Genomic DNA, 22,554 nt, shown 5'->3' with positions numbered 1-22,554 from the left:
GTATGTTTCTAGTGTGTTGCGGATCCCAGCTCCGGCTGGGATCCGCAAGCACGGCACAACGGAGTGTCCTCTTAAAGAAGGCCACCTCCGCTAGTGCGCGGTCGTGGCATCGTCATCCCATTTAGAGGAGATAGTCACGTGACAACTCGTGTTGGAATCAATGGTTTCGGTCGCATCGGACGCAACTTCCTGCGTGCAGTACTGGCCCATAAGGCAGACATTGAAATCGTCGCCGTCAATGACCTTGGTTCAATCGATTCGCTTGCTCACCTGGTGAAGTTCGATTCCGTGCTCGGCCCAGTGGGCGAGCCGGTATCCGTAGACGGCGATACCATCGTCGTGGGAGAACGCCGCATCAAGGTTCTGTCCGAGCGCGAGCCAGCCAACCTGCCCTGGGGCGAATTGAAGGTTGATGTCGTAATTGAGTCGACCGGATTCTTCACCAACGCAGAAGACGCCAAGAAGCACGTAGCTGCTGGCGCGAAGAAGGTCATCATCTCGGCTCCAGCCAAGAATGAAGACATCACCATCGTGATGGGCGTCAACCAGGACAAGTACGATCCTGCAAACCACGCCATCATCTCGAACGCATCCTGCACCACCAACTGCCTGGCTCCAGTGGCCAAGGTGCTGAACGACGAATTCGGCATTGTTGACGGCCTGATGACCACCATCCACGCCTACACCGCCGATCAGCGCCTGCAGGACGCGCCGCACAGCGATCCGCGCCGTGCCCGCGCCGCAGCGCTGAACGTCATCCCTACCTCCACCGGTGCCGCCAAGGCCATCGGCGTGGTGCTCCCAGAACTGAAGGGCAAGCTGCACGGTTACGCTATGCGCGTACCAGTTCCCACCGGCTCGGCCACCGACCTGACCGTGAACCTGGCCCGCACCGCAACTGTGGAAGAAATCAACGCGGCCTTCGAGAAGGCTGCCGCCGAAGGCGCATTGAGCGAATACCTTGAGTACTCAACCGATCCGCTGGTTTCCTCGGACATCGTGACCAATTCCCACTCGGCAATTTTCGACTCCGGCCTGACCACCGTAATGGGCAACAGTGTCAAGGTCGTCGCGTGGTACGACAACGAGTGGGGTTACTCATCTCGGCTCGTCGATCTCGTTGAATTCGTGGGATCCAGCCTCTAGTCGATAACCTAGAGACATGTCTTCTCACACCATTGACGAATTGATCGCTGACAACGGCGTCCGCGGACGGTACGTTCTGGTCCGCAGTGACCTGAACGTGCCGCTCGACGGTGCAACTGTGACCGATGATGGCCGCGTCCGCGCGTCGCTGCCAGTCATCAGCAAGCTGGCCGAGGCCGGCGCAAAGGTCATCGTGATGGCCCACCTGGGACGCCCCAAGGGCCAGGTCGATGCCAAGTACTCCATCGCTCCAGCAGCGAACCGCCTGAACGAACTGGCTGACTTCGACGTAATTGTCGCCGAAGACGTGGTGGGCGACTCTGCCCGCCAGGCTGCGGCAAACCTCGAAGAAGGCTCGGTTCTGGTTCTGGAGAACGTCCGCTTCGATGCCCGTGAAACGTCCAAGGACGATGCGCAACGCGCAGAGTTCGCCAAGGAGCTGGCTGCGCTGACCGGCGAGAACGGCGCCTACGTGAACGACGCTTTCGGCGCCGTGCACCGCAAGCACGCTTCGGTCTACGACATTGCCAGCCTGCTGCCGAGCTACCAGGGCGACCTGGTGGCTACCGAGGTCAAGGTCCTCAAGACCCTGACCGAGGCGCCGAAGCGCCCCTACGTGGTGGTGCTTGGCGGGTCCAAGGTCTCGGACAAGCTCGCTGTCATCGACAACCTGCTGGGCAAGGCTGATCAGCTGCTGATCGGCGGTGGCATGGCGTTCACCTTCCTCAAGGCGCAGGGCCACGCCATTGGCGGCTCGCTGCTTGAAGAAGACCAGATCGCCACCTGCCAGGAGTACCTGAAGCGGGCCGAGAAGCTCGGCTGCGACATCATCGTGCCTAGCGATGTCGTTGTGGCAAGCAAGTTCGGTGCCGATGCTGAGCATGAGGTGCTGGCGGCAGACAAGATCGAGGAAGCCAGCTTCGGCTCCAACGGCCTTGGTCTGGACATCGGTCCGAAGTCCGCTGAACTGTTCGCAAGCTACATCACCAGCGCCAACACCGTGTTCTGGAACGGCCCAATGGGCGTCTTCGAGATTCCTGCTTTCGCTGAAGGTACCCGTACCGTCGCGCAGGCTCTGGCGGACTCGGAAGCGTTCAGCGTAGTAGGCGGTGGCGATTCGGCCGCGGCTGTCCGCGCGCTGGGTTTCTCGGAGGATGACTTCGGCCATATCTCCACCGGTGGCGGTGCTTCGCTGGAGTACCTCGAAGGCAAGACCCTGCCGGGTGTTGCCGCATTGGAAGGCTAAGAATGACCATTTCGCAGAACGGCGCTTTTGTACGCCAGCCGCTGATTGCCGGCAACTGGAAGATGAACATGGACCACGTACAGGGGATCACCCTGGTGCAGAAGCTGGCGTGGACCCTGAAGGACCACGAACACGATTACGATCGTGCCGAGGTCGCTGTGTTCCCTCCGTTCACCGACATCCGCGGCGTGCAGACACTGACCCTGGGCGACAAGCTGGACATCGTCTACGGTGCCCAGGATCTGTCGGCGCAGGATTCAGGCGCGTACACCGGTGAAATCTCGGGCCAGTTCCTCAAGAAGCTCGGTTGCACCTACGTTTTGGTAGGCCACTCCGAGCGTCGCGAGTACCACAACGAGACCAACCAAGTGATCGCCGCCAAGCTGGCTGCCGCGTACCGCCACGAGCTGACCCCGATGCTCTGCGTCGGCGAAGGCCTGGAAGTGCGCAAGGCCGGCGAGCACGTGGCTTTCACCTTGGAACAGTTGGCGCAGTCGCTGGAAGGCGTTACCGCTGAGCAGGCCGCAAACCTGGTCATCGCCTACGAGCCGGTGTGGGCCATCGGTACCGGTGAAGTTGCGGGACCGGCCGACGCGCAGGAAATGTGCGCCGCGATTCGCGGTGCGCTGGCCGAGCGCTTCGGAGCGGAGATTGCCGAGAAGACGCAACTGCTCTATGGCGGTAGTGTTAAGGCAGCAAATGCCGCATCGATCATGCGCGAACGCGATGTCGATGGCGTGTTGGTTGGCGGTGCCAGCCTGGATGCCGAGGAATTTGCTAATATTGTCAGGTTCGAGCATCATCTCGTCACCGACTGAATCTAGCTAAGGAACCGTCGACTTGGATATTATCAAGATCATTCTGCAGGTATTGCTGGGCATCACAAGCGTCCTGCTCACCCTTTTGATCCTTTTGCACAAGGGGCGTGGTGGCGGTATGTCCGACATGTTCGGCGGCGGCATGACCAGCTCCATGGGATCTTCAGGTGTTGCCGAGCGCAACCTGAACCGGATCACCATCGTTCTCGGTCTGATCTGGGGTGCCGTGATCATCGGCCTTGCCCTGGTGCTTCGATTCAGCGTCGAAGCCTAGGCGGCACCCTTCCGCAGCAGCCAAGAGGCGCCTTCCACATCACGTGGAGGGCGCCTCTTGCGCGTCATCAGGCCAGTTGCCCGAATTTCTCCGTATCGGCAATCGAGCCGAGCACGAGAATCTTGTCTCCGGTGCTAAGGACGGTGTTGCCGTCCGTGTTCTGCCATTCCCCGGCAGCATTGGTCGTGGCCGCGATGGTCACCCGGTACTTGTTGCGCACCGCCGCATCGCTGAGCTTCACCCCATGCAACGTGGCTGGCGCGCTCATTTTGACCATGGCATAGCCTGGATCGACCTCCAGGTAGTCCATCATGGATCCGCGCACCAGGTGGGCAACACGCTTGCCCATGTCCTTCTCCGGGTAGACGATGTGATGGACCCCCAGCTGCTCCAGGATCAGTCCATGCCGATCATCTTGCGCCTTGGCCCAGATCTGCGGGATCCCCATGCTGACCAAGAGCGAGCAGCACAGGATGGATGACTGCAGGTGGCTGCCCACGGCCACCACCACACGATCGAATTCGTGGATCGATAGCTGTTCCAGGACTTCGCGGCTTGATGCGTCGGCACGGACCACCTGGGTCAATTCGCCATTCAGCGACTGGACGTTGTTCTCGTGCACGTCGATGCCCAGAACTTGGGTGCCCGACTTCATCAGTTCCAGGGCAAGGGATTCTCCGAAGCGCCCGAGCCCGATCACCGCCACGGAGTGAGCTTTGGGCAGTCCCTTGGCATCATTGCGAAAATTCAGTAGCTTAGCCAATTGAAGGCCTTTCCTTGGGGAGTTCATAGAGCGCTTTTCGATCGCGCAGGGCAAGCGCGGAACCCAGCGAGAGGACACCGACGCGGCCGAGGTACATCAACGCGATGAGAATGCCTTTGGCGGGATCCGGCAAGTCCGGGGTAATGCCCGTGGACAGCCCGACGGTGCCGAAGGCCGAGGTGGCTTCGAAGAGACAGCGGTCCAGGGAATAGTTGGTGAGCAGCAGCAGGCCCATCGTGCCGGCGAACACCGCCGCGACGCCCAGCAGCGCCACCGTGATGGCTTGGCGGTGCACCGAGCGGGAGAGCCGCTTGCCCAGGACGTTGACTGCGGTCTCGCCGCGCAGCTCGGTCAAGATGATGAACAGCAGGATCGCGGCCGTGGTGATCTTGATGCCGCCGGCGGTGCCGGCCGGTCCGCCGCCGATGAACATCAGCACATCCATGCCCAGCCATGAGGCTGGATGCATCGCGCCGATGTCGATGGAGTTGAAGCCTGCGGTGCGCGTTTGCACAGATTGGAAGAATCCGGCCAGGATCCGCTGCGCAGGTTCGAGCTCGCCGAGAGTCTTCGGATTGGTCCATTCCATAGCGGTGATGAAGATGGTGCCGCCAACCAGCAGCAATGCGGTCATCAGAAGAACCAGACGGGTGTTCATGCTCCATTTCAGCGTGTTCCGCCAGTGCTGCCTCAGCTGGACCAGGACCGGGAAGCCCAGGCCGCCAAGGATGATGGCGAGGCTGATAGGGATGCAGAGCCACGGGTCAGCGACGAAGTCCATCAGGTTATTCGAATACAGGGCGAAGCCCGCGTTATTAAAGGCCGAGACTGCATGGAATGCGCCATGCCAGATCGCACCGGCTGGATCGTCGCCGTAGGCCAGCCCGAAGCGGATGGCTAAGATGGCCGCCACGACGGATTCGATGGCCAGCGACAGCTTGATGATCATCAATGCGGCGGTGCGCACATCTTCGCCCGATACCGCGGAGCTTTCGCGTTGGGTGGATAGCCGGGTGAGGTAGCCAATGCGGCCGATGACCAGCATGCTCAGCAGCGAGGCAATCAGCATCAGGCCCAGGCCGCCGGCCTGGATCAGGATGAGGATGACGAGCTTGCCGAAGAGGGTGTAGTGGGTTGCGGTGTCCAAGACAGTCAGGCCGGTCACGCACACCGCTGACGTGGCAGTGAAGATCCCGTCGACCAAGGATGTGAAGACGCCTTGGGTATTGGCTGCCGGGGAGGACAGGAGCAATCCGCCAACGAGAATCGCACCGGCGAAGGCAAATGCTACTGCGCGTGCCGGTTTGGCCAGCACGCTGTGCTGCGCGGCCGGCCGGGGCGCGGGAAAATTCATGGAGATCGCAATCGTAGGAATAACGTCTCGCGAAACCGTGGGACGAGGAGTACGAAGGAAATACTACCCCCGGAAAAACGGGTGTCAATGGTGATTCCCGTCACCGATGGCGGTGCCGGCCAGGCCGCCACGGGAGAGCTTGAACCGGCGGCCGCGCAGTATCTGCGCGGCTGCCGGCAAGCCGAGGGCATCGCTAGCTGCCGAGCAGTTCCACGACGCGCTGCGCGGTGCCCCAGGACAGGGTCACGCCGGCGCCTCCATGGCCGTAGGCGGCAATGACGGGCACCGCATGCCCCTCGATGCGCTCCAGGCGGATCGTCTCGCGTGCCGGGCGCAGCCCCACCTTGTGCTCCAGGATCTCGCAGCCTTCCAGTTCCGGGACGAGGCCGATCGCACGGCTGAGCATCTCGGTGGCGGTCTGCGGGTCGGCTTCGAGGTTGAAATCGTGGTCCACGTCGGTACCGCCAACGATGATGTCATCGCGGCGCGGAATGATGTAGCTGACGCCTTGCGGATGCTCGTCATAGCAGAGCCAGTCGGACAGTCCTGCGGTGTTGGCCAGGCGGATCACCTGGCCGCGGATGGGGTAGACGCTCTGGTCGTCCCCGGTGAGCTCGCCGCCGCGCAGGCCGGCTGCCAGCACGACGGTGTCGGCATCGTCCTTCAGCTCGTCGAAGGAGCGGACCGTGCGCCAGATGAACTGCACGCCCAAGGCCGCGGTCTGTGCTTGCAGCCAGGACAGGTAGGTGGGCATGGTGATCACCGGCACCGTGGCATGCATTCCGGCGGCCGCAATCGGCGGGATGGCTTCTGCCGGGGCTTCGGCGGCGTTGGTGACGATCTTCGCCCAGGAGCGGTCTTCGTCCGCCGAGCCCTCCAAGTTCAGCCCGTAACGCAGATCGATGCCGGTTTCCGCGATGCCCGACAGCTGCTCGAAGCGTGCCAGGGAACGGGCGAGCAGCAGGTCGGCAGCTTCGGAGTTCTCCGAGTGGTAGGGGAACCAGATGGCGGCGGCCACCGCGGACACCGTCTGCTGCGGCTGCTGGTCGGCGATCGCGGTGACCTGGTGGCCGGCGGCGGCCAGCTCGTGGGCGGTGGACAGGCCGATGACCCCGGCACCGATCACGGTGACCTTGCGGGGCTGCGCTGCTTCGGGCAACGGTGCGGAAAGCATGGAATCCTCTCGGGCAGGTGGTGCTGGAAAAGCGAAGTCCGGTGCCGCGAGCCCGCCATTGGCAGGATCGCGGCACCGGCGATGAGGTGTTGGCTAGAGCAAGGTGGCCGCGGCGCGGTCGATGATCCAGCGGGTAGCTTCAGTGCCGTGCACGGCCGAAGCAGGGACGGCAACCTCGTTGACCTCGTGCTGCGCGGCGGCCAGTGCCGGGGCCTTCTCGGCGCCGGCCACGAGCAGCCATACCTCCTTGGCGGTGTTGATCGTGCCCATGGTGAGCGTGACGCGGTCCGCCGGCGGCTTGGGGGAGTCGTGGACTGCGATGACTCCTGGCTCATCCGACCGGGTGTGGTTGGGGAAGAGCGAGGCGACATGCGAGTCCGGGCCCATGCCGAGCATCAGCACATCGAAGGCCGGATTCAGCGCGCCTTCTTCGGCTTCCTCGGCCAGCTGGCGGGCGTAGGCTGCGGCGGCCTGCTCTGCTGTCCCGTACTGGTCGCTGGCGCCCATCGCGTGCACGGTGGCGCGGTCCAGCCCCAGGTCGTCGAGCGCGTCGAACAGGGCGGCCGCTTGGCGCACATTGCGGTCAGCCGAATCGGAGGCGACGAAACGCTCGTCGCCCCACCAGAAGTGCACCTGCGACCAATTGACCGAGGTCTTGGCGGGGTTGGCCGCGACGGCTTCCAAGGCGGCGATGCCCAGCGAACCGCCGGTGACCACCACATGGGCGACACCGCGGGCCGCCAGCGCATCGGCGATCGTGGTGATCAGCCGGGCGGCGATGGCGTGGGCGGTAGCCTGTGCATCCTCGTGGATGAGAATCTGCCTAGCGATCACTGGATCTGATGCTCCTCAGGTTGGTCAGGGCCAGGCCCTTCGTGATGACCTCGCCGAAGACGTCGTCGGCGTCCAGGCGGCGCATCTCCTCGGCCAGGCATTCTGCCACCGAACGCCGCGGCAGCGAGATGCGCTGCGGCGCGCTGCCGGGCAGGTACAGGTGGGCAACCGCGCCGGAGGGGCGCGAGAGCTCCACGTCGCCGGCTTCGCGGGCGAGCCGGACGCTGGAGAGCCCGCCGTTGGACTTGTCCGCGGCGATGGTCACCGGGACGTCCAGGCACAGGGTCAGCCAGGCCGCCAGCAGGGTGGTGGACGGCGAATTGTCCGAGCCCTTCACGGTGATGGCGGTCAGCCCGTCGGTGCCGATCAAGTCGATGATGCTCGCCAGCTGGGCACGCCACAGGGTCAGCCGGGTCCAAGCCAGGTCGGTGTCTCCGGCCCGGTAGGTGGCAATGCGGCTGAACAGCGCGGCGGTCGGGTCTTCGGTCTCCGCCGAATCCGTGATGCGGCGGTGCGCCAGCCTGCCTAGCGCGGTGCCGGCTGGATCCTGCGGCACCCCATGCGGCCACCAGGCCACGATTGGTGCATCGGGCAGCAGCAGCGCGGAGATCAGCGCCTCGTCGGCCACGACATCCGGGCCGTAGGTGCGCATCACGATCACTTCGGAGGCGCCGGCGTCCCCGCCCACGCGGATCTGCACGTCCAGGCGGTTGGCCTCGGACTTGTTGCCGCGCACCACCACGATGATCCGGCAGGGGTGCTCGCGGCTGGCCAGGTTGGCCGCCTCGATCGCGTTCTCGGCGAAGCCCTCGCGGGTGATGACCACCAGGGTCAGCACGCGGGACAGCGCCACCACGCCGTGGGTGCGGCGCGAGGAGATCAGCTTCTTGGCCACCTTGGAGGTGGTGGTGTTGGGAAGATCGATCATCATGGTCGTCGCCACGTCCTTCCATCCTTGGCCATCAGCTCGTCGCTGCTTTCAGGTCCCCAGGAGCCCGGAGCGTAGGGATCCGGCTGGGTGGGCAGCGAGGCCCAGTACTCCTCGAAAGGATCCAGGATGCGCCAGGACTGCTCGACTTCCTCGTGACGCGGGAACAACGGCGGTTCGCCGAGCAGCACGTCGAGGATCAGCCGTTCATAGGCTTCGGGGGAGGACTCGGTGAAGGCGTTGCCGTAGCCGAAGTCCATGGTCACGTCGCGGATCTCCATCTGGGTGCCGGGCACCTTGGAGGAGAAGCGGATGGTCGCGCCCTCATCGGGCTGCACGCGGATCACGAAGGCGTTCTGGCCGAACTCGTCGTCCTCATGGTCGGTGAACAACAGGTTCGGGGCCTTCTTGAACACCACCGCGATCTCGGTGACGCGCCGGCCCAGGCGCTTGCCGGCACGCAGGTAGAACGGTACGCCGGACCAGCGGCGGGTGTTGATCTCCAGCTTGACCGCGGCATAGGTCTCGGTCTTGGACTTCGGGTTGAAGCCCTCCTCGTCGAGGAAGCCGACGACCTCTTCGGCGCCCTGCCAGCCGGAGGTGTACTGGCCGCGGGCGCTGGCCGCCCCCAGGTCCTCGGGCAGCTTCACCGCGGTGAGCACCTTTTCCTTCTCGCTGCGCAGGTGGTCGGCGTCGAAGGAGATGGGCTCCTCCATGGCAGTCAGCGCCAGCAGCTGGAGCAGGTGGTTCTGGATGACGTCGCGGGCGGCGCCCACACCGTCGTAGTAGCTGGCCCGGCCGCCGATGCCGATGTCCTCGGCCATGGTGATCTGCACGTGGTCCACGTACTTGTTGTTCCACAGCGGCTCGAACATCTGGTTGCCGAAGCGCAGCGCCAGCAGGTTCTGCACCGTTTCCTTGCCCAGGTAGTGGTCGATGCGGAACACCGCATCCGGCGGGAACACCGACTCGACGATGGAGTTCAGCTCGCGCGCGCTGGCCAGGTCGTGGCCGAAGGGCTTCTCGATGACCACGCGTTCCCAGCCGGGGTTCTTGTCCTGGGCCAGCTTGTGCTCCGAGAGCTTCTGGCAGACGACCTCGAACCAGCTTGGCGGGATCGAGAGGTAGAAGGCGTGGTTGCGGCCGGTGGAGCGCGATTCGGCCAGCTCGTCCAGGGTGGCGGCAAGCTGCTCGTACGCGCCGTCATCGTCGAAGGCGCCGGAGATGAATCGCATGCCGGCCGCCAGCTGGGCGAAGACAGTTTCGTTGAAGGGGGTGCGGGCGCTGGCCAGGATCCATTCGCGGGCCTGGTCGGCGAAGTCCTGCGCCGTCCAGTCGCGGCGGCCGAAGCCGACGATCGCGAAGTTCGGGGGCAGCAGGCCGCGGTTGGCCAGGTCGTAGACCGCTGGCATGAGCTTCTTGCGGGCAAGGTCGCCGGTGATTCCGAAGAACACCAGCGCGCCCGGACCGGCAATGCGGTTAAGCCGCCGGTCGCGGGCGTCGCGTAGTGGATTGCTCATTCGTGCCTTACTTCGCTGCCTCTAGCAGGGCGGCGATTCCCGCCGCGCGGTCCGTGAGGTTCACGCGCAGCACCGGACGGTTGTGCTCGGCGTCGGCCAGCACCGCGCCGTCGCCGATCGCCTGGGCGGTGATCAGCCCGCCGAAGGTGTACGGACGGCCAGGGATCTCAAGGTCTTCCTGGTGATCCGCGGTGACCTGCAGGAACACGCCCTGTGCCGGGCCGCCCTTGTGGTACTGGCCGGTGGAGTGCAAGAAGCGCGGGCCCCATCCGAAGGTGACCGGACGGCCGGTCTTCTCAGCCAGAGCATCGCGCAGCGCTTCGAGCTGCTGGTCGGCGGTGCGATCCAGGTAGGCCTGGATGGCGAGGTAGCCATTGTCCGGCAGCTGCGCGGTGAGCGCATCCAGGGCTGCTTCCAGGTTCGCGGCCTCGGTGCCGTAGAGCTCGACCGGGCCGTCCACGGCATCCGGTGCGCTCTGCGCCGGCGCTTCGAGCATGGAACGCGCGGCCACCTTCGCGGCCTCGACATCCGGCTGGTCGAACGGGCTGATGCCCAGCAGGTAGCCGGCCACGGCGGTGGCGTACTCGAAGATCATGAACGCGGTGCCCAGCGGCGCGCTGAAGTGCACCGCGGTGGAGTCCTCGTCGATTTCCTCCGGCAGCTGCTCGTAGATGAACAGCGGCAGCACATCCTGCGCAGGGTTCTGCAGCTCGGGCGCATCCACATGCGCGGCAACCGGCAGCACGCCCTTGCCGTCCTTGCCGGTGGATTCGGCGATCAGCTGCTCGGCCCAGTCGCCGAAGCCCGGCAGGGCATCGCCCACGCAGGCGATGAGCAGCTTGTCGCGGCCGGCGGTGGCCATGGCCGCCCCCAGATGCAGCGCGAGGTTGTCCTCGTCGTCCATCGCCAGCACGTCGTTGATCAGTCCTGATTCTTCCACCAGCGCTTCGATGTCGGCGCCGGCCAGGCCCGAGGGCACCAGGCCGAAGGCGGTCAGCGCCGAGTAGCGGCCGCCCACATTCGGGTCGGCGTTGAAGACCGCGCGCACCCCTTCCGGGTTGTCCATCGGCGAACCCGGGTCGGTCACCAGCACCAGGCGGGTGGCCGGGTCGATGCCGGCCGCCTCGAAGGCTGCGGTGAACGCACGGCGCTGCGAATCGGTCTCCACCGTGGAGCCGGACTTGGAGGCGACCACCACGACGGTGTGCTCCAGATCGGTTTCCACGATGCCCTTGACCATCGACGGATCGGTGGTGTCGCAGATGACCAGGTCCACCTCGTCGTGCGCGGTGATGACCTCAGGGGCCAGCGAGGATCCGCCCATGCCGCACAGCACGATGCGGGTCAGTCCCTCCTCCTGCAGCTCGTCGCGCAGATCCAGGATCTGCGGGATCAGCTTGCCGGCCGCCTCGAAGGGGTTGACCCAGCCCAGGCGGATGGAGGATTCGGCCTCGGCCGCCGGACCCCAGATGGTGGGATCCTGCGCGGCAATGCGGCTGCCGATTTTCGCGTCGATCAGCTGCGGCAGCAGCGCATCGACGGAGGCCAGAGCCTGTCCGGAAGTTACCAGGCCAAGTTCCATCTATTTGGCTCCCTTCAGGGCGACAGCCATGTCTTCGAGCAGCTCGTTCCAAGCGACGTCGAACTTCTGCACGCCCTCGACCTCAAGCAGGTTCACGACCTCGTTGTAGTCGATGCCCAGGGTGGCGAGCTTGTCCAGCACGCGGTTGGCGGCATCGTAGCCGCCGGCGATTGCGTTGCCGCGGATCTCGGCTTCGGCCGCGGTGGCGTCCAGGGTCTTCTCCGGCATGGTGTTCACCGTCTGCGGGGCGACCAGTTCGGTCACGTACAGGGTCGATGGGTAGGCAGGATCCTTCACGCCGGTCGAAGCCCACAGCGGACGCTGGACGTTGGCGCCGGCGGCGCTAAGCACCTCGTAGCGGGCCGAAGCGAAGGACTCCTCGAAGACCTGGTAGGCCAGGCGGGCGTTGGCCACGCCGGCCTGCCCGCGCACTGCCGCTGCCGCGTCGGTGCCGATGGCATCCAGGCGCTTGTCGATCTCGGTATCCACGCGGGAGACGAAGAAGGACGCGACCGAGTGGATCTTGGACAGGTCCAGACCGGCGGCATGGGCCTTCTCCAGACCCAGCAGGTAGGCGTTGATGACCTCGCGGTAGCGTTCCAGCGAGAAGATCAGGGTCACGTTCACCGAAATGCCGGCGGCAATGGTTTCGGTGATGGCTTCCAGGCCTTCGATGGTGGCAGGGATCTTGATCAGCACGTTTTCGCGGTTCACGCGCTCGTACAAGGCCTTCGCCTGGGCGATGGTCGGTGCGGTCTCGTGCGCCAGGCGGGGGTCCACCTCGATGGACACGCGGCCGTCGAAGCCGTTGGAGGACTCGTAGATGCCCTTGAACAGGTCGCAGGCCGCTGCCACGTCGTCGCTGGTGATTTCCGTGATCGCGTCCTCGACGGAGCGGTGCTTCTGCTCGGCGATCGCCTCGCCGTACACCTCTGCCTTGGACAGCGACGCGGCGAAGATTGCCGGGTTGGTGGTGACGCCGACGACGTTCTTCTCTTCGATCAGCTTGGCCAGGGAGCCGCTGGTCAGGCGCTCGCGCGAAAGGTCGTCCAGCCAGATGGAGACGCCGGCGTCGGACAGGGCCTGAGTATTCGGGTTGTTCATGATATGTACTTCAGTTCCTTAATTGGCAGCGTTGTTGATGGAGGTTTCAGCGGCAGCAATCACTGCCTCGGTGGTGATGCCGAATTCCGAGTACAGCTTCTTGTAGTCGGCGGACGCGCCGAAGTGGTCCAGCGAGATGATTTCGCCGTGCGCGCCAACCAGTTCGCGCCAGCCCTGGGCCACCCCGGCCTCCACCGAAACGCGGGCGGTGATTGCTGCCGGAAGGACCTCTTCGCGGTAGGCGGCATCCTGCTTGGCGAACCATTCCAGCGACGGCAGCGAGACGACGCGCGCCGCGATGTCCTTGGCCGCCAGCGCTTCGCGGGCCTCGACGGCGAGCTCGACCTCGGAGCCGGTGGCCAGCAGGATGACATCCGGCGTGGTCTCGGCGCCGTCGCGCACGGCCTCGGCCAGGATGTAGCCGCCCTTCAGCGTGCCTTCGGCGCCGCGGAAGCCGGTGGCCGAACGGTCGTAGATCGGCAGGTTCTGGCGCGAGAGCACGATGCCCGATGGGGTGGTGGACAGTTCCAGCATTCCGCGCCAGGCGTAGGCGACCTCGTTGGCATCCGCCGGGCGGACAACGTCGAAGTTCGGGATGATGCGCAGCGAGGCGAGCTGCTCCACCGGCTGGTGGGTCGGGCCGTCTTCGCCCAGGCCGATGGAGTCGTGGGTCCAGACGAAGATCGACGGGACGCCCATCAGCGCGGCCAGGCGGATGGCCGGACGCTGGTAGTCGGAGAAGATCAGGAAGGTGCCGGAGAACGCGCGGGTCGGGCTGGAGAGCACGATGCCGTTGACGATCGACGCGGCGGCGTGCTCGCGGATGCCGAAGTGCAGCACACGGCCGTACGGGCTGGCCGACCAGGAATCGGTGGAGCGGCGCTCGGGAGCGAAGGACTTCGCGGTCTCGATGGTGGTGTTGTTCGAACCGGCCAGGTCGGCGGAGCCGCCCCAGAGTTCTGGCAGCTCATCGGCGATCGCGTTGATGACCTTGCCCGACGCTGCGCGGGTGGCCATGGTGGAACCAGGCTCGAAGGTAGGAAGCTTCTCGGTCCAGCCTTCTGGCAGCTCGCCAGCCTGCAGGCGTTCCAGCAGGGCGGCCTCTTCCGGGTTTGCAGATTTCCAGGCGTTGAAGGTCTCGTTCCACGAGGCGTGCAGCTGTGCTCCGCGGGTTGCGACTTCGCGGGCGTGGGCCAGCACGTCATCCTCGATCTGGAAGTTCTTCTCCGGGTCGAAGCCCAGCACCTTCTTCAGACCGGCAACTTCCTCGGCACCCAGCTTCGAGCCGTGGATGCCGCCGGTGTTCTGCTTGGTTGGCGATGGCCAGCCGATGATGGTGCGCAGCGAGATGATTGACGGGCGCGAGGTCTCGGCCTTGGCGGCGCGGATGGCGGCGTCCAGTGCGGCCATGTCCTCGACGTATTCGCCGGTGGCGGTCCAGTCAACGCGCTGGGTGTGCCAGCCGTAGGACTCGTAGCGGCCCAGCACGTCCTCGGTAAAGGCGATGTCGGTGTCGTTCTCGATGGAGATCTTGTTGTCATCGTAGATCACCACAAGGTTGCCCAGTTCCTGGTGGCCGGCCAGCGAGGAAGCTTCGGAGGTGACGCCTTCCTGCAGGTCGCCATCGGAAGCGATGACGTAGACAGTATGGTCGAAGGGGCTGGTTCCGGCTTCGGCGGCTGGATCCAGCAGGCCGCGCATGCGGCGCTGGGCGTAGGCGAAGCCAACGGCGGAGGCCAGGCCCTGGCCCAGTGGGCCGGTGGTGATCTCGACGCCGGCGGTGTGGCCGTACTCAGGGTGGCCAGGGGTCTTCGCGCCCCAGGTACGCAGCGCTTCGATGTCTTGCATTTCCAAGCCGTAGCCGGAGAGGAACAGCTGCAGGTACAGGGTCAGCGAGGTGTGGCCTGGGGAAAGCACGAAACGGTCGCGGCCGATCCAGTTCGGATCCTTCGGATCGTGGCGCAGGTGCTTCTGGAAAATCAAGTAGGCGGCAGGAGCCAAGCTCATTGCGGTACCGGGGTGGCCATTGCCAACCTTTTCGACGGCGTCGGCTGCCAGGACACGGGTGGTGTCGATGGCCTTACGGTCCAACTCGGTCAGTGAGAATTCTTCAACTAAGGATTCAGTCGCCACAGCGGCGTTCCTTCCATTCAGGCTTGGACGGGAGATGCCTCCCGCTGACACGCAATACGCCGTCGCCTCCCCATGCCTCCGATATTGCTTAAGTTAGAGGAATGCAGGTCGCGACGGCGCAATCTGAGTCAACTCTATCGCGAAACGGCGCCTTCGGGCGCTGGATTTAGCAAGATGACACATAATTATTCGGTGTGCGCAGGGGTGCGACGCGATGTGACCTTTCATGCCTTGGCCTGAGCCAAGCGTTCAGTCATTCTGCGCAATGGTGCACAGGTCGTTGCAGGTGTGTCCCGGATGGCTGTGTACCAGGAGTTGCTGACGCGTTGCCCTGGGGAGGTGTACAAAAAATGAATCTTGTTTCCAGGTTGCTTACCGCTTGTGGAATTTGTCCTGGCGCTGCGGGTGCCAAGAATATCTGACGTCTACTAAAGGCCGAGGTCCTGTGGCCGCTGCCTCGGAGGGCTGCCGCCTGTGCAAGTGGCCGGTGCGTGAACGGGCGGGGCTCTTGGCCCCCGCCTGCTGAACTGGAGGTAATCGCAGTTTTGAGTGAAGGACCGGCCCGGATAGCCGATTAGAACGCCGGAGATCGATCTGAGCACCCATCGGGTGCGGCGCTTGGTACGTAGCCGGTTTGGGCATTGCAACTATTTAAATTGAGCCACATCACCCTTTTTGAATGTGATCCTCTCCGTGGGGAGTTTCAATCAATTTCTATCCAGCGTAGAATGAATGTGTCTGTCTTGTACCCGTGAAGAACTGAGTGCGTTTAATTGAAGACTCAAAGTGTCGCCGCGGCATCAGTGCCACGCGCATCGCGTCAGCCTGATGAAACTGCCGGCGACTTTCTGAAGCGCAAGGCCAATGCGTATGTGGCGTTGACGAAGCCTCGCGTTATCGAGTTGCTGCTAGTGAGCACCCTTCCGACCATGATCTTTGCCGAGCGGGGCTTTCCTTCCGTCTGGCTGATGATTTCCACCCTCGTTGGTGGAGCTATGGCCGCAGGCGCATCCGGAGCATTCAACTGCTATATCGATCGCGATATGGACAAGTTGATGAAGCGTACCAAGGGGCGCCCTTTGGTGACTGGTGACCTGACCCCGAAGGAAGCCTTGGTCTTCTCTTGGGCCCTGGCAATCGCTTCCTTGGTGATTCTCTGGGTTGGCACGAATCCGCTGACGACCGCGTTGGGCCTGGCGGCCATTCTGCTCTACGTGGTGTTCTACACTTTGATCCTCAAGCGCCGGACGGCTCAGAATATTGTGTGGGGTGGCATCGCCGGCTGCATGCCTGTACTGATTGCTTGGGCTGCAGTGACCAACACAATTGAGTGGCCAGCGATCATCCTGTTCCTGGTGATCTTCCTCTGGACACCGCCGCATTACTGGCCGCTGTCCATGAAGTACGCGGATGACTACAACGCGGCTTCGGTGCCAATGCTTGGCGCGATCGCCAACGCCCGCCGCGTTTCGGTGCAGGTCGTGCTTTATGCCTGGGCCACCGTCGTTTGCTCGATGCTGTTGGTTCCATTGGGTGGCGCCGGCATCGTGTATACCGCAATCGCGGGCGGCGCAGGTTTGTGGTTCGTCTACGAGTCTCACGTGCTTTACCGCGAGGCGCAGAACGACCACAAGCCGGCTGAGATCAACCGCAAGGCCATGAAGGTCTTCCACATCTCCATCACCTACTTGTCGATCGTGTTCTTGGCATTGGCCATTGATCCGTTCGTGGGCAGCCCGCTGTTCGGCTGAGTTCAACTCCGCAACGAAGCTTCACAAGCGCCTTGCTTGGAACCCAAATTCGTTTGGATTCCAAGCAAGGCGCTTTTCTTTAGCTTATGCACGCCGGTCTCTAGAGCATTGGATGCATCTGGGCCATTCATTCAACCGGAGCAGAAACTGGGTCCTTTGATAATTCTGGCTTAGGCAACGCAACTCCCGGTTGTGCCTGTCCAGCACCAAAGAAGTCATTACCCTCCATTCACTGGCGGGCTGCCGACCTCCATGCGCTCGGTTCCAAAACGGACAGTGATGAATGCGGCACGGAACTTGCTGCAACCTTTGATCTCCTGGAAGGTAACTCCGTTGCGGGAGCTCGTATTCTCTGTTTGCGGCGATGATCAACAGCGGATTGCTGGATACCCGTCGCTCGATGAACTCACCGCCAGAGGCACGTGATTTCTCTGAAGTCCATCAAGCTATCAGGCGAGAAATGTGGCAACGTCATGGTAGCGGCATAGGTTATCGAAGACGGCGAGGCTTTGGCAGCAGAGCGCTGTTAAAAGAAGGACGGGAGCGGCAAGTCGAGGATGGCGTGCCGTTGCCGGTTTGATGAAGCGAGAATGCAGTTGCAAGCTGATTCGAATTGCCAGGGGCACTAGCTTGCTTTCGATGGCGGAGATCTTGGGTGCGGGTCGTTTGCTGAGCGGCGCTGCCTACCTATAAGACTCACTGGATTGCTGCGGTCGTAGACCTCGGAACAACAAGAAGATAGTTAAAGCGATTCGGGGGTTGCCGTGCACTTTGAGTGCAGGGCAACCCCCGAAACGTTTACGCAGAATGCTATGAAGCGATGACCCTGTATCCCGGAAGGATAGCGGCCCAGTCCCAGACGTTTGCAGAAGCTGAGAGCAACAAGCTGGCGCCGAGCATGTGAGAGAGAACCAGGGCAACCGGCAGGCCATTGAAGTGCTGGATGTATCCGATCGCTGCCTGAATCGCGATAGCGGCCACGAGCCACCAAATGGCGTTGCGAAGCTGGCTGTTTCCACCCTGCTTGTAAGCCAGGATGAGAACAACAACGGTGGCGGCGACCAGCAAGTACACCGGAGCCGTGTGCAGCCGGGTCACGAACAGTGGATCGAACAGGTGACGAGGAGCATCGGCATCACCAGCGTGCGGTCCGGTGCCTGTTACGACAGTTCCGAACGCGACAGCGAGCAGCGAGAAGACCCATGCGGCAAATGAAATCTGGCCGATGGACTTGGTGCTCCGCGGAATCTCCCGGCTTTTCAGTTCCTTGGTCGTACGGTTGACCTGGAACGTGGCCATGATGACCAGAGCCCCGGAAATCAGGAAATGCACCGACACAACCCAGGCATTCAGGCCAGTCCATACGGTGATGGCGCCGACAAGGGCCTGAAGTGCGATGCCGGCGAGCAAGCCGACGGCCAGTTTGTACAAGGTACGGTGTGTCGGGCGCATCTTCCAGATGGAGACCAGGAAAGCAACGGCGATAACCAGCAGGACGAAGGTCAGCAGGCGGTTGCCGAACTCGATGATGCCGTGGATGCCCATTTCCGGAACAGGAGTCATCGAGCCGGGGACGCAGTTGGGCCAATGTGAGCAACCGAGTCCCGACTCGGTAAGCCTTACGGCCCCTCCGGTGACGATAATGCCAATCTGCGAGATCAAGGATGCGATCGCCAGACCATGCACGAGGCGGTTTACCTTCGTGGGCAACTTATCGGCCCAGCTCTGTTTGGCTTGGACTGAAGTCAAGGAAATCTCCCTCTTGGAATTGAGTGGTGGTTAGCTCCATTTGAACAGCTTGATGGCTGCAAAGGAGCCGGCTGCTGCCCAGAGGATCAAGAAGATCAGTCCAGCGATGCTGAACTGGCCATGGATGAGGGCATCGCGCATGGCATCGCCCAGCGCTGCCGAAGGCAGTGCATTCAGCGTCGGCTGTGCCCAATTTGGGGCCATACTCAAGGGATACAGGACACCGCCGGCGCCGGCCAGCAGGATCCAGGCAAGGTTGGTGATGGCCAACGTCGCTTCAGGGCGAACGGTGCCAGCAATGAGCAGGCCCAGCGCGGTAAACGCCGCTGCACCCAAGAGCAGGAAGAGGATACCCGGGAGGATTCCCCAGGGGTTCGGATGCCAATCCAGGAACAGCAGCGCGACTGAGCAGATCAAGACGACCTGGATCAACAAGACGGACAGCACTGCAATGACTTTGCCGAAAATCAGTCCGGTTTTCCCCAATGGGGTCGTTGAGAACATGGTCAGCACGCCGTAGCGGCGGTCAAAACCTGTCCCGATTCCCTGTCCGGTGAAAGCCGTTGAAATGACGCACAGGGCGAGCACGCCGGGTACAGCTGCATCAATGCTTCGGTCGGCCACGTCATTGACGAGATCGGTGAGGGTAAGCACGAACAGCGCAATGAGCGGCATGACAACAGCGAGAATGAGTTGCTCGCCATTGCTGAGCATCTGGATGGATTCGTATCTGCCTTGGTTCAGGATTCTGCGCAGTGGCGAGGCAGCATTGGAGCGCGTGAGTGCTTGGCTCATGCTTTTTCCTCCTTGATCGCGATTTCGAGGAAAACATCTTCGAGGCTTCGAGACTGGAGATTAAGCTCGATTGGCAAGATGCTTTCCTTCAGCCACCACTGCGTGAGCCAGTTCAAGTGTTCGGGGGAGTTGACCCCGTCGAGTCGGTACTGGCCGGAGGCGGTTTCTTCCAGACGCAATCCTGCCGGCGGTTCAGGCAGCCGCAGGCCAGCTGGGGCCGAGAAAGAGACCGGGCGGGTGTCCTGGTCTTCGGCAGCGCGGGCAGTCAGCTCGGCAACGGTGCCCTGCGCCACGGTGCAGCCCTTGTCGATAATGTAGACATAGTCGCTGAGGCGTTGTGCGTCGTCCATGAGATGGGTCGTCAAGATGATGGCCTTGCCAGCATCGCGAAGTTCGGCAATGAGGTCGAAAACCACCTGGCGCGACTGCGGGTCCAATCCGGCGCTTGGCTCATCGAGGAAAAGCACTTCCGGATCTCCGGCCAACGCGACTGCCAATGCGACGCGCTGTTTTTGGCCGCCGGATAGACGCCGGATCGTGCGGGTGCCGAATGACTCGAGATCAAGGCGTGTGATTAACGCATCAATGTCAATGGGCTTCTGATAGAGGGATGCGACATGCCGCAAGAGCGGAATCGGGCGCATTGACGGAGGCAAACCGCCATCCTGGAGCATGACTCCGACGCGGGAGCGCAATTCGGGGTTGTCGCCAAAGGGATTCTGGCCCAGGAGTTCGACTGTGCCGCCTTCGGGCTGAAGCAGCCCCTGGGCACAGGCCAGAGTCGTGGACTTGCCGGCTCCGTTAGCTCCTAAAAGCGTGGTGACCTGACCGGGAAAAGCTTTTAGGGACACCGACTCCAGGACTCGCAGCATGCGATTGTCCAAGGCGGGGACTGGACCTAAATCTTTGGCCAGCTCGTTGATGACGAGGCTGGGGGATACAGAAGACACTAGAACATTCTACGACATGTCGAACTGGCTGAGTTGAGTGGTTGGTCACCAAGCCTCGAGTTCCGCTTAAGGGGGCGAGACAATGGAAGTGCAAGAGGTTTGAGGCAGGCAACGCCCTAGTCGGGCTAGCTTGCCCTTAGTAAGTCCTTCCTTACTAGACCTAGAGTAAAAATTTACGCATGATTGTGTTGTGTATTCATCAAATTCAGAATCAGCTAGTGGCTCCGCTGCCGCGACGGTTGGCGCAGTTGGGGATACCGAGGAGCGCACGCGTGACCGCGTCCTATACGCAGTATTAGAGGACGGACCGGTCAGTGCCGCCGAGCTTGGAAACAAGCTGGGCTTCACGCCAGCTGCGGTCCGCCGCCACCTGGACGCGCTCTCGAAATCGGGACTCGTCGAGGTAAAACTGGTAGCCAACCAGAAGACCGGTGCTGGACGCCCGTCTCGCCGCTACGTGCTTTCGCACCGCGGCCAGACGAAGCTGGGCAACGACTACTTGGAGATCGCTTCCGATGCATTGAAGATGCTCGGGGATGCGGCTGGCGAGGACGCGATTCGCAAGTTTGCGCGTAATCGATTCGCATCCATGGAGGAGCGGTACGCCAAAGCACTGGTCGGCGTCGAAGGTTTGGAAGCACGAGCCGAAGTGCTGGGCAACCTGCTCAGTGCCGATGGATTCGTCGGATACACCCGAAAAGTGGATACCAAAGTGGCATCTGCTCTGATGCATAGCGTGCAGCTATGCCAGGGGCACTGCCCGATACAAGACTTGGCACGAGAGTTTCCGGTGTTTTGCGACATGGAAACTGAAATGTTCGCCCGCTTGCTGGGCGTCGACGTTCGACGACTGTCGACACTGGCCGGCGGAGGACACGTGTGCACGACCCACATCCCTGTGGGGCGTGAAAAGGCGCCAATGCGCGCCGAGAAGAGAACTCGAATTCAGTTCACGAAGCAGGAGAGGCCGCGATGACGGATCAGATTGCACAGGAGTCTGCCGACCCGGGTGTAATTTCCGAGATTCTGGAGAAGAACCCCGAACTCCACGGAATCGGCAATTACGAGTACGGCTGGTCAGATAAGAACGACGCGGGTGCAAATGCGCGCCGTGGCGTTGACAAGGACGTAGTGGCGAATATTTCTGCCCTGAAGTCCGAGCCAGAATGGATGCTGGAGCGTCGCCAGAAGGCGCTGAAGTACTTCGATCGCAAGCCAATGCCTACCTGGGGTCCAGACCTCTCGGGTATTGATTTCGACAACATCAAGTACTTCGTGCGTTCCACCGAGAAGCAGGCAACCTCGTGGGAAGATCTTCCAGAAGACATCAAGAACACCTACGACAAACTCGGCATCCCCGAGGCTGAAAAGCAGCGCCTGGTTTCCGGTGTTGCCGCCCAGTACGAGTCCGAGGTCGTCTACCACCAGCTGCGTGAGGACCTTGAAGCACAGGGCGTCATCTTCCTTGACACCGATACCGGTCTGAAGGAACACCCGGAGATCTTCCAGGAGTACTTCGGCTCGGTCATTCCAGCAGGCGACAACAAGTTCGCTTCGCTGAACACCGCCGTATGGTCCGGCGGCTCTTTCGTGTACGTCCCGAAGGGCGTCCACGTGGAAATCCCGCTGCAGGCTTACTTCCGTATCAACACGGAAAACATGGGCCAGTTCGAACGTACCCTGATCATCGCTGATGAGGGGTCGTACGTGCACTACATCGAGGGTTGCACCGCGCCGATCTACCAGTCGGACTCGCTGCACTCGGCTGTTGTGGAAATCATCGTGAAGAAGAACGCCCGCGTTCGCTACACGACGATCCAGAACTGGTCCAACAACGTGTACAACCTGGTGACCAAGCGTGCTATCTGTGAAGAAGGCGCCACCATGGAATGGGTCGATGGCAACATCGGCTCAAAGGTCACCATGAAGTACCCGGCTGTCTACCTGGTGGGCGAGCACGCCAAGGGCGAGACCCTGTCCATCGCCTTCGCCGGCGAAGGCCAGCACCAGGACACCGGATCCAAGATGGTCCACATTGCACCGAACACCTCCTCGGCAATTGTTGCCAAGTCGGTAGCCCGCAATGGCGGCCGTTCGGCCTACCGCGGCCTGGTACAGGTCCAGGAAGGCGCCAAGGGCACCAAGAACTCGGTGGTCTGCGACGCATTGCTGGTTGACCAGATCTCGCGTTCGGATACCTACCCATACATCGACGTCCGCGAGGACGACGTGACCATGGGCCACGAGGCAACGGTTTCCCGCGTGTCCGAGGAACAGCTGTTCTACCTGCAGTCCCGCGGCCTGGCCGAGGACGAGGCCATGGCAATGATCGTGCGCGGCTTCGTCGAGCCAATTGCACGCGAGCTGCCGATGGAGTACGCGCTGGAACTGAACCGCCTTATTGAACTTCAGATGGAAGGATCGGTCGGCTAA

General features: G+C 62.5%; 19 protein-coding genes. 7 read left to right on the top strand and 12 right to left on the bottom strand.

Annotation, left to right across the window (positions count from 1 at the left end; all coding sequences use genetic code 11):
- The first annotated feature begins 138 nt into the window (after positions 1-138).
- The 4 genes from gap to secG are packed head-to-tail and all read left to right on the top strand — an operon-like array spanning position 139 to position 3,484.
- Positions 139-1,146 carry a type I glyceraldehyde-3-phosphate dehydrogenase gene (gene gap / locus ATK23_RS06445; RefSeq protein ID WP_038990771.1) on the top strand — a complete coding sequence of 336 codons (1,008 nt, stop codon included), beginning with the start codon at positions 139-141 and terminating at the stop codon, positions 1,144-1,146.
- Positions 1,147-1,162: 16 nt separating this feature from the next.
- A complete protein-coding gene (locus tag ATK23_RS06440; RefSeq protein ID WP_066138753.1) occupies positions 1,163-2,392 on the top strand; it encodes a phosphoglycerate kinase in 1,230 nt (409 codons plus the stop codon).
- A 2-nt stretch (positions 2,393-2,394) separates the two neighbouring features.
- Positions 2,395-3,210, top strand: coding sequence for a triose-phosphate isomerase (tpiA, locus tag ATK23_RS06435; protein ID WP_066138750.1), 816 nt, complete (start codon positions 2,395-2,397; stop codon positions 3,208-3,210).
- A gap of 22 nt (positions 3,211-3,232) precedes the next feature.
- Positions 3,233-3,484: a preprotein translocase subunit SecG gene (secG, locus tag ATK23_RS06430; protein WP_038990774.1), complete on the top strand. Its 252-nt coding sequence runs from the start codon at positions 3,233-3,235 to the stop codon at positions 3,482-3,484.
- 67 nt (positions 3,485-3,551) lie between these two features.
- Here the strand turns inward: secG and ATK23_RS06425 are convergent, their stop codons facing one another.
- The 9 genes from ATK23_RS06425 to tkt all read right to left on the bottom strand — a co-directional run bounded on the left by ATK23_RS06425 (position 3,552) and on the right by tkt (position 14,876).
- Complete coding sequence (locus ATK23_RS06425) at positions 3,552-4,247, bottom strand: potassium channel family protein (protein WP_052253671.1); 696 nt, start codon at positions 4,245-4,247, stop codon at positions 3,552-3,554.
- Positions 4,240-5,601, bottom strand: coding sequence for a TrkH family potassium uptake protein (locus tag ATK23_RS06420; RefSeq protein ID WP_066138747.1), 1,362 nt, complete (start codon positions 5,599-5,601; stop codon positions 4,240-4,242). Before ATK23_RS06420 ends, ATK23_RS06425 begins: the two co-directional genes overlap by 8 nt.
- A gap of 193 nt (positions 5,602-5,794) precedes the next feature.
- Positions 5,795-6,775 carry an NAD(P)/FAD-dependent oxidoreductase gene (locus ATK23_RS06415; RefSeq protein WP_066138744.1) on the bottom strand — a complete coding sequence of 327 codons (981 nt, stop codon included), beginning with the start codon at positions 6,773-6,775 and terminating at the stop codon, positions 5,795-5,797.
- Between the two features lie 93 nt (positions 6,776-6,868).
- Complete coding sequence (gene pgl / locus ATK23_RS06410; protein WP_066138741.1) at positions 6,869-7,609, bottom strand: 6-phosphogluconolactonase; 741 nt, start codon at positions 7,607-7,609, stop codon at positions 6,869-6,871.
- Positions 7,599-8,540: a glucose-6-phosphate dehydrogenase assembly protein OpcA gene (locus ATK23_RS06405; protein ID WP_038990778.1), complete on the bottom strand. Its 942-nt coding sequence runs from the start codon at positions 8,538-8,540 to the stop codon at positions 7,599-7,601. The genes pgl and ATK23_RS06405 overlap by 11 nt, the downstream gene beginning before the upstream one ends.
- Positions 8,537-10,057 carry a glucose-6-phosphate dehydrogenase gene (gene zwf, locus ATK23_RS06400; RefSeq protein ID WP_038990780.1) on the bottom strand — a complete coding sequence of 507 codons (1,521 nt, stop codon included), beginning with the start codon at positions 10,055-10,057 and terminating at the stop codon, positions 8,537-8,539. Before zwf ends, ATK23_RS06405 begins: the two co-directional genes overlap by 4 nt.
- A 7-nt stretch (positions 10,058-10,064) precedes the next feature.
- On the bottom strand, positions 10,065-11,639 hold the full coding sequence (locus tag ATK23_RS06395) for a phosphoglucose isomerase-related protein (RefSeq protein WP_066138738.1): 1,575 nt from the start codon (positions 11,637-11,639) through the stop codon (positions 10,065-10,067).
- A complete protein-coding gene (gene tal / locus ATK23_RS06390) occupies positions 11,640-12,743 on the bottom strand; it encodes a transaldolase (protein WP_066138735.1) in 1,104 nt (367 codons plus the stop codon).
- Positions 12,744-12,761: 18 nt separating this feature from the next.
- Positions 12,762-14,876: a transketolase gene (gene tkt, locus ATK23_RS06385; protein WP_038990783.1), complete on the bottom strand. Its 2,115-nt coding sequence runs from the start codon at positions 14,874-14,876 to the stop codon at positions 12,762-12,764.
- A gap of 803 nt (positions 14,877-15,679) precedes the next feature.
- Between tkt and ATK23_RS06380 the strand changes: the two genes are divergently transcribed.
- Positions 15,680-16,627 (top strand): heme o synthase, encoded by a 948-nt coding sequence (locus ATK23_RS06380; RefSeq protein ID WP_052253674.1) that lies wholly within the window; start codon positions 15,680-15,682, stop codon positions 16,625-16,627.
- A gap of 810 nt (positions 16,628-17,437) precedes the next feature.
- Here the strand turns inward: ATK23_RS06380 and ATK23_RS06375 are convergent.
- From ATK23_RS06375 to ATK23_RS06365, 3 genes are all read right to left on the bottom strand, one after another.
- On the bottom strand, positions 17,438-18,313 hold the full coding sequence (locus ATK23_RS06375) for a COX15/CtaA family protein (protein ID WP_245858313.1): 876 nt from the start codon (positions 18,311-18,313) through the stop codon (positions 17,438-17,440).
- A 93-nt stretch (positions 18,314-18,406) separates the two neighbouring features.
- Positions 18,407-19,171, bottom strand: coding sequence for an ABC transporter permease (locus tag ATK23_RS06370; RefSeq protein ID WP_066138729.1), 765 nt, complete (start codon positions 19,169-19,171; stop codon positions 18,407-18,409).
- A complete protein-coding gene (locus ATK23_RS06365) occupies positions 19,168-20,121 on the bottom strand; it encodes an ABC transporter ATP-binding protein (RefSeq protein ID WP_038990785.1) in 954 nt (317 codons plus the stop codon). The genes ATK23_RS06370 and ATK23_RS06365 overlap by 4 nt, the downstream gene beginning before the upstream one ends.
- 190 nt (positions 20,122-20,311) lie before the next feature.
- Here ATK23_RS06365 and ATK23_RS06360 point away from each other — a divergent pair, with 190 nt between their 5' ends.
- A complete protein-coding gene (locus ATK23_RS06360) occupies positions 20,312-21,097 on the top strand; it encodes a helix-turn-helix transcriptional regulator (RefSeq protein WP_038990786.1) in 786 nt (261 codons plus the stop codon).
- A complete protein-coding gene (gene sufB, locus ATK23_RS06355) occupies positions 21,094-22,554 on the top strand; it encodes a Fe-S cluster assembly protein SufB (RefSeq protein ID WP_038990787.1) in 1,461 nt (486 codons plus the stop codon). The genes ATK23_RS06360 and sufB overlap by 4 nt, the downstream gene beginning before the upstream one ends.

Origin of the sequence: Glutamicibacter nicotianae, from assembly GCF_002797775.1 — a bacterium.
GTDB lineage: Bacteria > Actinomycetota > Actinomycetes > Actinomycetales > Micrococcaceae > Glutamicibacter > Glutamicibacter nicotianae.
Note: the sequence above shows the minus strand (reverse complement) of the source record. Positions and strands in the feature narration are given on the sequence as shown.